This is a genomic window from Mesorhizobium sp. M4A.F.Ca.ET.020.02.1.1 (genome assembly GCF_004022645.1).
Lineage (GTDB): Bacteria > Pseudomonadota > Alphaproteobacteria > Rhizobiales > Rhizobiaceae > Mesorhizobium.
In genome coordinates this window covers 1-2,736 of the sequence record NZ_RZOI01000774.1, presented here as the reverse complement: position 1 = coordinate 2,736, position 2,736 = coordinate 1, and the positions used below count along the sequence as shown (strand labels likewise).

Here is a 2,736-nt window from a genome sequence, read left to right as displayed (position 1 = left end):
CTCCACCGCACGGTCGATCATGTCGGCGCCGGCCACGGGGCAGGCGGCATATTCCTTGCCGTCCGACGGCCGGCGCATCTCGATCGCGCCCTCGGCCGCGATCATTTCCCCGCCGACAAAATGGCCGACGGGAAGGGGAACCGTGTTCGGATCGAAGCTCAGGCTCATGGGCAACCACCTAGCGTTGGCCGCAGCCTAGCGCGGGCGGGCAAGCAGCATGCATCGTTCGGCGAACCGCTGCGGACGATTGTTGCGTGCCGGCCGCACGCGACGGCAAAATCTGTCGCTGCCGCTTGAAACCGCGCCGACCGTTCAGCTGACCGTCACGTAGATCTTGCGCACCGTTTCGATCGTCTTCCAGACCCCGGTGAAGCCCGGCTTCATCACGAAGCTGTCGCCAGCCCGGTAGGTCACCGCCTGGCCGGCGTCGGGGGTGATTTCGACGACGCCGGAGAGGATGTGGCAGAACTCGAATGTCTCGCCCTTGATCGAGCGCGTCTCGCCCGGTGTCGCCTCCCAGACGCCGGTATGGACCAAGTCGTCCTTCGCGGCATCCTGCGCCCAGGTCTTGAAGGCAGGGTCGCCGGCAATCAGCCGCTCCGGCAATGCCTTGGATTCGCGTGGCGAAAAGTTCGGATTGGTGTCGACGGATTTGAGCAGGGACAAAGCATCGCCTTTCGGTTTTGGACTTCAATAGCCGCGCGACCGCTCGACGAGCCCGATGGGATCGAGACCGGCGCGGTGGCGTCTGATGTTGTCGATGACGGCCTGCGCGGCGGTCGCCGGCTGGGTGACGCTGGCGACATGCGGGGTCAGGATGACCTTCGGATGCGACCAGAACGAATGACCTGCCGGCAGCGGTTCGGGATCGGTGACGTCGATCATCGCCGCCGACAGACGGCCGCTGTCGAGCGCGGCGACAAGCGCTTCGTGATCGAGCTGTGGCCCGCGGCCGGTGTGGACGAGCGCGGCGCCCCTGGGCAGTTTCGCAAACAAGTCGGCATTGAGGAAGCCACGTGTCTCCTCGGTCAGCGGCAGCAGGCAGACCAGTATGTCGCTGGCCGCGAGCATCTCCTGCAGCCCGGGCCGGCCATGATGGCAGGTCACGTCCTCGATCCGCTGCGGCGAGCGGCTCCAGCCAGCGAGCCGGAAGCCGAAAGGCTTTAGGCGATCAAGGACGGCCTGGCCGAGCTGCCCGAGGCCGAGCACGCCGATCCGGCGCAAGGCGGCCTGAAGCTGCGGTATGTCGCGCCATTCGCCGGCGCGCTGCTGCGCCAGATAGGCCGGCATGTTTCGGTGGAGGGCAAGCACGGCCAGCGTTACATATTCCTGCATCATGCGTACGATGCCTTCCTCGACCATGCGCACGATCTTCACCTGCGCGGGCACGGCATCGAAGCGGAACTGGTCGACGCCGGCGCCGATCGAAAACAGGATTTCCAGGTTGCGGTAACGGGCGAGGTTGTCCGGCACGGTCCAGGTAATCAGATAACGCACGGCGTCGGCATCGATCGTCGCGGCATCCAAGGCGAAGGGAAGCTCCGGCAATTCCCTGGCGAACGCCTCGCCGAAGACCGCGCCGCGGCGCGCATCGGAGTTGAACAGGAACGTCATCCCGGTTCCCCTTCAAGCCGCGCAGCGGGCGCCCAGCGCCTCGATCAATCGCTGGCAGGCGGCGAGCTCGCTGGCGAGGATGTATTCGTCGGGCTTGTGGGCGCGACCTATGTCGCCCGGGCCGCAGATGATCGCATCGAAGCCGGCGGCCTGGTAGAGTCCGGCCTCCGTGCCGTAGCTGACGGCGGCGAGCGGCGCTTCGCCGGTCAGCTCGGCTAACAGTGTCGCCAGTGCTGTGCCCTGCGGCAGCGACAGCGCCGGATAGGCGCTCATCGGCGTCCACTCGATCCGAAAGCCGCCGACCGCAAGGGCTTCGGCTCGCGCCTTGACCGGCGCGAGCAGGCTGGCCGGGTCGACGCCGGGTATGGCGCGGGCCTCCAGGTCCAGCGTGCAGGTGTCTGGAATGATGTTGACTGACTGCCCACCTGTCACCACGCCCGCCTGCAGCGAGGAATAGGGCGGCTCGAAGGCGGGGTCGAACGGACCGCACGTCAGCCGCTCGGCTTCGCTGACGGCCGCGCCCAGCGCCGCAGCCATGGCATGGATGGCGTTGAGCCCGAGATCGGGTCGCGACGAATGGCCGGACCGCCCGTTGACCGTCACCCGAGCCGCCGCCTTGCCCTTGTGGCCGCGCACGGCGCGCATGCCGCTCGGCTCGCCGACGATGACGCCGAGTGGTTTCGCGCAAAGTTCGGGAAGGCGGGCGATCAAATGCGGCACGCCGCGGCATCCGACCTCCTCGTCGTAGGAGAAGGCGAGGTGGATCGGTCTGGCCAGGCGCAGTTTCGTCAGTGCAGGCACAGCCGCGAGCACTGCTGCCAGAAACCCCTTCATGTCCGTGGTGCCGCGTCCATAGAACCGTTCGCCTTCCCGGCGCAGCGTGAAAGGAGCCGAGCTCCAATGTGGCTCGCCGGCGGGGACGACGTCCATGTGGCCGGACAGGATGAAGCCCGGCACATCGGCGGGGCCGATCGTTGCGAACAGGTTGAAACGATCGCCCTCAGGCCCTTGGAGCAGGCTGACTTGCGTTCCGTGCTGCGCGAGATGGGCCTCGATCCAGCCGGCGATGTCGCCATTCGGCTCGCCGGCGACCGATGGAAAGGCGACGAGACGGTCGAGGAT

3 protein-coding genes and 1 pseudogene are annotated in these 2,736 nt (G+C 67.1%); all 4 read right to left on the bottom strand.

What is annotated here, in order from left to right:
• Positions 1-168: pseudogene (locus EN742_RS39740) on the bottom strand (aldehyde dehydrogenase); the annotation flags it as partial.
• A gap of 144 nt (positions 169-312) precedes the next feature.
• Positions 313-666, bottom strand: coding sequence for a cupin domain-containing protein (locus tag EN742_RS30895; protein WP_127407161.1), 354 nt, complete (start codon positions 664-666; stop codon positions 313-315).
• A 24-nt stretch (positions 667-690) separates the two neighbouring features.
• Positions 691-1,614, bottom strand: coding sequence for a glyoxylate/hydroxypyruvate reductase A (locus EN742_RS30890; RefSeq protein ID WP_128333660.1), 924 nt, complete (start codon positions 1,612-1,614; stop codon positions 691-693).
• Positions 1,615-1,626: 12 nt separating this feature from the next.
• Positions 1,627-2,736, bottom strand: a 1,110-nt coding sequence (gene argE, locus EN742_RS30885; RefSeq protein WP_245492434.1) for an acetylornithine deacetylase, incomplete at its 5' end; no start/stop codon positions are given.